This window comes from Micromonospora sp. (genome assembly GCF_048594385.1).
Lineage (GTDB): Bacteria > Actinomycetota > Actinomycetes > Mycobacteriales > Micromonosporaceae > Micromonospora > Micromonospora wenchangensis.
On sequence record NZ_JBMDWU010000363.1, the window covers coordinates 1 to 6,443 of the forward strand.

The window sequence follows — 6,443 nt, forward strand, 5'->3', positions numbered from 1 at the left end:
GAGCCGGCGGGCGGACGACCTTGACGGTCACTGACTGAGCCGGGCCACCTCGTCGGCGGTGAGCCGCAGCCCGGCCGGGGCCGCGCTGCGCCCCGTCGCCGGGGTGGTCGGCGGGTCGACCGGCCGGCGCAGGTGCCAGTCGGTGACCGCCTGGTAGGCGGCGACCACCGACAACAACCGGTCCTCGCCGTACGGCAGGCCACCGAGGATGGTGCCGATCGGCAGGCCCGCGCCGGTGAACCCGATCGGGAAGCCGATCTCGGGCAGGCCGAGGATGTCGAACGGCACCGGACCGGTCTGCACCACCACGTCGCAGTGCGCGAAGAGCTGGTCCAGCACCCGCTCCATCAGCAGCAGCTTGGCCCGCTGGCCGGTGATGAACTCACCGCCGCCCAGTAGCGCCCCCTGCAACCAGCCGGTCACCGACACCCCGAAACCCCGCAGGTCGGTTCGCAGGTAGGGCAGGAAGGGCTCGGTGCGCTCGGGCAGCCGCACGTTGTTGAACGCGCTGCCGGTGAGCAGGTCCCACTCGTCGGGCAGCGGCACGTCGACGATCGTCGCGCCGGTGATCGCGGCGAGTTTCGCCAGGTAAGCCTGCCGGGCCAGCGCGGTCTCCGAGGTGCCGGCGGTGAAGCCGGGCAGCACCCCGATCCGGGTCTTCCACCGCAGTTTGAGCTTGCCGCCCTGGTAGGTGGGGGTGGCCGCGTCGATCAGCTTGGGCACCGCGGGCAGGCCCTGGCTGCGCGGGTCGGCCGGGTCCTCACCGGCCATCGCGGTGAGCATGATGGCCGCGTCCTTGGCGTCGCGGGCCAGCGGGCCGGGGTGGTCGCGGGTGTAGCTGAGCGGGATGATCCCGTGCAGCGACACCCGTCCCATCGTCGGCTTGAGTCCGGTGAGGTTCTGCGCGTTGGACGGCGCGGTGATCGAGCCGCCGGTCTGGGTGCCGGTGCCGCAGGCGGCGAGCCGTCCGGCCACGGCGGTGGCGGTGCCGGTGGACGATCCGCCCGGGTCGGTGGCCGGATTGGTGGGGGTCCAGGCGTTGACGGTGGTGACCACCCCGGCGGGGGTGGTGGCCCGGGTGGTGGCCAGCGGGCCCATCTGGGTCTTGCCCAGCACGATCGCCCCGCCGCCGGTGACCAGCCGGGTCACCGCCGTGGCGTCGTACGGGGGCCGGAAGTCGGCGAACAGGTAGGAGCTGGCGGTGGTCGGCACCCCGGCGGTGTAGTAGTTGTCCTTGATGGCCAGCGGGATGCCGTGCAGCGCGCCCCGGTGCGGCTTGCGGGCCATCGCGCGGGCCGCCTTGACCGCCTGCTCGGCGAGCACCAGGTTGAACGCCTGGTAGGTCGTCTCGTAGCGGCTGATCCGGGCCAGGTACGCCTCGACCAGCTTTTCCGGGGTGAGTTTCCCGGCCCGGATCAGCCAGGCGGCCTCGGCGACGGTCAGTTCGGTCGGGTCGGCCACCGCCTCCGGGCGCGGCTTGACGTAGGCGTTGGGCACGGCCAGCGCCGGGTTGTAGCGGCCGGGCGGGGCGGCCGCCGCGCGGCTGACGCCGGCGGCCGAGGCGACGGCGGGCAGCCCGACGACGCCACCTACCGCCGAGGCGGTGGCCAGCGCGGCGGTCCGGGCGAGGAAGGCGCGACGGTCGACGCCGCGGTCGGCAGGTGCTGTGCTCATCACTTCCGCCATTCCGTGCTGATCGAGGGGTAGAGCATCGGCGCGGGCTGCTGGGACAGCGCCATGGCCACGGCCGGGTCGGTGCCGGCCGGCGCGGGGGGCTGGTAGGCGGCGAGGGTGCCGACGGTGCCGCGGACGAAGGAGCGCAGCGAGGCCAGCACGGAGTCCCGGCCGGGGGAGCCGGTCTGCGGGTCGGCGGTGGTTCCGGGGGGAAGCTGGTCGAGGTCGATGCCGAGTGACGCGAGCCGGGCGCGGATGAGGACGTCCAGTTCCGCGTCGGTCGGTGGGGTGGGGGCCATGACGCTCCTTGAGGGGTGGGCGACGATGCCCCACTGTCGAGCCAGATCGTGTCGCGGACGTGACATGTTGATCTCGGCGTCGTGAAGCCACGCAGGTCAATGCCCCTGTACGGGGGCGCGACAGTGGACGGCCGGGCCGATGCAGCGGGGCCGCGCCGCCGGCCGGCGTTGGCTAGGGTGCTCGGGTCGCGCGACCGCGTCCCGGAGGAGAACATGCTCGCCCCACTGCGGTACGCCGCCTTCCGTCGCCTGGTCGCCGGCCGGTTGGTCAACATGGTGGGCAACGCGGTCGCCCCGGTGGCACTGGCCTTCGCCGTGCTCGACCTGACCGGTTCGGTCCGCGACCTGGGGCTGGTCGTGGGCGCCCGCTCGCTGATGAACGTGCTGTTCGTGCTCTTCGGCGGCGTGCTCGCCGACCGGGTCCCCCGTCGGCTGGTGCTGGTCGGCTCCAACCTGCTCGGCGCGTCGACCCAGGCGGCGGTGGCCGCCCTGGTGCTCACCGGCACGGCGACGATCCCGTTGCTGCTGGCGCTCGGCGCGGCCAACGGGGTGGTGAGCGCCCTGGCCCAGCCCGCCTCGGCCGCCGCGACGCCGCAGACCGTCCCGGCGGAACTGATCCAGCCGGCCAACGCGATCATCCGGCTCGGCATGAACGCCGGCATGATCGGCGGCACGGCGCTCGGCGGCCTGCTGGTCGCCGCGGTCGGCCCGGGCTGGGGGCTCGCCGTCGACGCGGTCACCTTCGCCGTCGCGGCCGTCGCCTTCGCCGGGGTCCGGGTGCCCGCCGCGCGCGGCGGTGCCGTCCGTACCGGCGTCGTCGCCGACCTGCGGGAGGGCTGGACCGAGTTCGCCGCCCGGACCTGGGTGTGGGTGGTGGTGCTCGGGTTCATGGTGCTCAACGCGGCCCTCGCCGGTGGGGTGAGCGTGCTCGGCCCGGCCGTCGCCGACGCGACGATCGGCCGCAGCGCCTGGGGCCTGGTGCTGGCGGCGCAGACCGTCGGGATGGTCGTCGGCGGCGTCGTCGCACTGCGGCTGCGGGTACGCCGGCTGCTGCTGCTCGGGGTGGTCTGCATGGTCGCCGAGTCGTTGCTGCTGCTGGCGCTGGCCCTGACCCCGACGCTGGTGGCGCTGCTGGCCGCCGCGCTGGTGGTCGGGATCGCCGTGGAACAGTTCTCGGTGGCCTGGGAGACGTCGATCGCCCAGCACGTCCCGGCCGACCGGTTGGCCCGGGTCTACTCGTACGACATGTTGGGCTCGTTCGTGGCCATTCCGCTGGGGCAGGTGGCGGTCGGGCCGGCCGCCGCGGTGGTCGGTACCCGCGACACCCTGCTGATCCTCGCCGCGCTGGTGGTGCTCTCCGTGCTCGGGATGGTGTCCAGCCGGGCGGTCCGCCGGCTGGAGGCGTCGACGACCGGGGCCTGAGGCGTACGGCGGCCCGGCCGGCGTCGACGTCGGCCCGTTCGGGAACCGGCCGGTGGACCGGCGCGTGGTCGGACGTTTCGCGGAGCGGTGCCCGGCCGGCCCGCTCCGGTGGTGTGCCGCCCGCCCCGGTCGGGCGACCGGCGGGGACGGCGGTGGCCGGACGGCTGTCGGCAGCGGCCGGGCCAGCGCCGGTCGGGGGTGCGCCGGACCGCGCACCACCACGCGGTGGACCGGGTCGCGTCGGCCCGACAGTTACCGCGGGGCATTCCCGTTCGACGATGCGGAAAGGGCGGAACATCAGATCAATTGCCCGCCGGAGTCGCCATGCCCTTCACAATCGAACCCGTTCCGCACCCCATTACCCGGTGGTCGTCCGTCGCCGGGAACGGCTCAGTCGTGGAGCGTGACGTCGGGCAGTGGGCGGCCGGTGGCGTCGAACAGCGCGGTTCCGCAGTCACAGTGCTCGTCGGCGAGGCTCCCGGCCGCCGGCAGTTGCCAGACCAGCATCGCCCCGCAGCCCGGGCAGTCGAGGCTGACCAGGGTCTCGGTGGGTGGCGAGGCCCAGTCCCGTACCGGCTGGCCCTGGTGGGTCAGCCCGGTCGGCGGCTGCCCGCCGGTCCGCAGGACCAGCACCGGGTAGCTGTCGGTGCCGTCGTCGTGCACCGCGAGGGTGAAGCCGAGCGGTGCCAGCACGCCGGACAGGTGGTCGAGTTGGCGGATCGGCAGGTCGCCCCGGCCCAGCGTCGGGTCGGCCTCGGCGGCCCGCTGGACGACGTCGGTGTCGACGCCGTCCGGCTGTGCCCCGAAGACCCGGACCCGCCCGGCCACGAACGCCGCCAGGTCGCCGGGCTCCTCCTCGCCGGTCCAGTCCATCACGAACAGCACGCTGTCGACCCCGATGCCCCGGGCCCGCTCGTCGGGGGTGAGGGCCAGGTCCGCCAACTCCGTCACGACGGTCACGCTAGCAACCGTCGGGTGGCCGGCCGTGCGCGCCGGTCGCCCACCGTCGCCGCCCGCGTCGTGGCGGTGTGCGACGACCACCGGACGCGCGGGATCGGTGCGGACCCGGATGCGGCCGGCGTGCTTGACCCCTATGGAAGGGGAAACTAAACTCCGGCCGTTAACGTTCACAATCATTACAGTCGATATGTGCTGTCGAAACGCCGACGGTGACGTCCAGGTCATCCCCGTGGCGGCGCAGCAGATCGGTGCCGACCGGTTCGACGGAACCGGCAGGGCGCGTATCACCACCACCAGGAGGACGAAAGAAATGACGCAGGATCAGAATGGGCCGGCCGCCGGCGAGCGGAAAACACTGAGCCGTCGCGTCGTCCTGACGACGCTGGGCGCGCTGCCCGTCGCGGCGGCCACGGCGGCCCTGGGGGCCACGGAGGCCTCGGCCGCCCCGGCCAGCATCAACCTGTCGGCGTCCCGGCAGACGATCAAGGGCTACGGCGCGATGACCCACGCCGGCTGGATCGGCGACCTGACCGCCGCCCAGCGGGAGACGGCGTTCGGCACCGGTGAGGGCCGGCTTGGCTTCTCCGTGCTGCGCATCCCGGTCGGCGAGAGCCAGGCGGACTGGAGCCGTGACCTGGCCACGGCCAAGCGCGCGGCCGAACTCGGGGTGACCGTCTTCGCCTCGCCGTGGAACCCCCCGGCCAGCATGATCGAGACGTTCACCCGGGGCAGCCAGACCAACGCCAAGCGCCTGCGGGCCAGCTCCTACGCCGCGTACGCGCAGTACCTGAACGACTTCACCGTGTACATGCGCAACAACGGGGTGAACCTCTACGCCATCTCCGTGCAGAACGAGCCCGACTACGCCCACGACTGGACGTGGTGGACCTCCGGCGAGATCGTCAAGTTCCTCAAGGAGAACTCCGGGGTGATCAGCACCCGGGTGATGGCGCCGGAATCGTTCCAGTACGTCAAGTCGATGTCGGACCCGATCCTCAACGACGCCACCGCGCTGGCCAACGTCGACATCATCGGGGCTCACCTCTACGGCACCTCGTACTCGAACTTCCCGTACCCGCTGTTCAAGCAGAAGGGGGCGGGCAAGGAACTGTGGATGACCGAGGTCTACTACCCGAACAGCAACGCGAACTCGGGTGACGCCTGGCCGGAGGCGCTCGACGTCGGCGAGCACATCCACCGGTCCATGGTCGACGCCGAGTTCCAGACGTACGTCTGGTGGTACCTGCGGCGCAGCTACGGCCCCATGCGCGAGGACGGTCAGATCAGCAAGCGGGGCGCGATCATGGCCCAGTACGCCCGGTTCGTGCGGCCCGGATACGTCCGCGTCGACGCCACGGCCAACCCGGCGTCGAACGTCTACGTCTCGGCCTACCGGGGCGGCAACACCGTGGTCATCGTCGCGGTCAACAAGAACACCTCGGCGGTGAGCCAGCAGTTCACCCTCTCCGGTGCCACCGCGTCGGGCAGCGTGCAGAACTGGCTGACCGACGGCAGCCGTAACGTCGCCCCGCAGAGCGCGCTGACCATGTCCAACGGCTCGTTGACCGTCAACCTGCCCGCGCGCAGCGTGATGACGTTCGTGACCAGCGTCAACGGCACCACGCCGACCCCCACCCCGACCGTGACGCCCACGGGCACCCCGACGCCGACCCCGACCCCGACGCCCACCCCGACCCCCACCCCCACGGCGGGCGGCAGCGGACCCCGGGTCGTCTACACCATGAACACCTGGGCCTCGGGTTTCACCGCGAACATCGCGATCACCAACACCGGCACCTCGACGATCGACGGATGGACGCTGGCCTTCACCCTCCCGTCGGGGCAGAACATCACCTCGGGCTGGAACGCCACCTTCTCGCCGTCCAGCGGCCAGGTGAGCGCCCGCAACGTCAGCTACAACGGCACGATCGCCCCGGGTGGCACCGTCGAGGTCGGTTTCCAGGCCGACCACACCGGCAATACCGCGGAGCCGACCGCCTTCACCCTCACCGGCATCCCCTGCACGGTGGCCTGACCGGTCGACCGGAGCAACCCCGTACGGCCGCCGCGGACACCGCGGCGGCCGTA

5 protein-coding genes are annotated in these 6,443 nt (G+C 72.7%); 2 read left to right on the forward strand and 3 right to left on the reverse strand.

What is annotated here, in order from left to right; translation table 11 throughout:
• Positions 1–27: 27 nt before the first annotated feature.
• Together ACOJTC_RS19245 and ACOJTC_RS19250 are read right to left on the reverse strand one after the other, a co-directional pair.
• The gene (locus ACOJTC_RS19245) at positions 28–1,674 is read right to left on the reverse strand and encodes an amidase (protein ID WP_232376997.1); all 1,647 of its coding nucleotides are present in this window, start codon (positions 1,672–1,674) and stop codon (positions 28–30) included.
• The gene (locus tag ACOJTC_RS19250; protein WP_204923113.1) at positions 1,674–1,973 is read right to left on the reverse strand and encodes a hypothetical protein; all 300 of its coding nucleotides are present in this window, start codon (positions 1,971–1,973) and stop codon (positions 1,674–1,676) included. Before ACOJTC_RS19250 ends, ACOJTC_RS19245 begins: the two co-directional genes overlap by 1 nt.
• A gap of 213 nt (positions 1,974–2,186) precedes the next feature.
• Here ACOJTC_RS19250 and ACOJTC_RS19255 point away from each other — a divergent pair, with 213 nt between their 5' ends.
• Positions 2,187–3,395 (forward strand): MFS transporter, encoded by a 1,209-nt coding sequence (locus ACOJTC_RS19255; protein ID WP_420117923.1) that lies wholly within the window; start codon positions 2,187–2,189, stop codon positions 3,393–3,395.
• A gap of 390 nt (positions 3,396–3,785) precedes the next feature.
• Here ACOJTC_RS19255 and ACOJTC_RS19260 read toward each other — a convergent pair whose 3' ends face one another.
• Positions 3,786–4,355 (reverse strand): hypothetical protein, encoded by a 570-nt coding sequence (locus ACOJTC_RS19260; protein WP_420117924.1) that lies wholly within the window; start codon positions 4,353–4,355, stop codon positions 3,786–3,788.
• A 310-nt stretch (positions 4,356–4,665) separates the two neighbouring features.
• Here ACOJTC_RS19260 and ACOJTC_RS19265 point away from each other — a divergent pair, with 310 nt between their 5' ends.
• A complete protein-coding gene (locus ACOJTC_RS19265; protein WP_420117925.1) occupies positions 4,666–6,390 on the forward strand; it encodes a cellulose binding domain-containing protein in 1,725 nt (574 codons plus the stop codon).
• Positions 6,391–6,443: the final 53 nt, after the last annotated feature.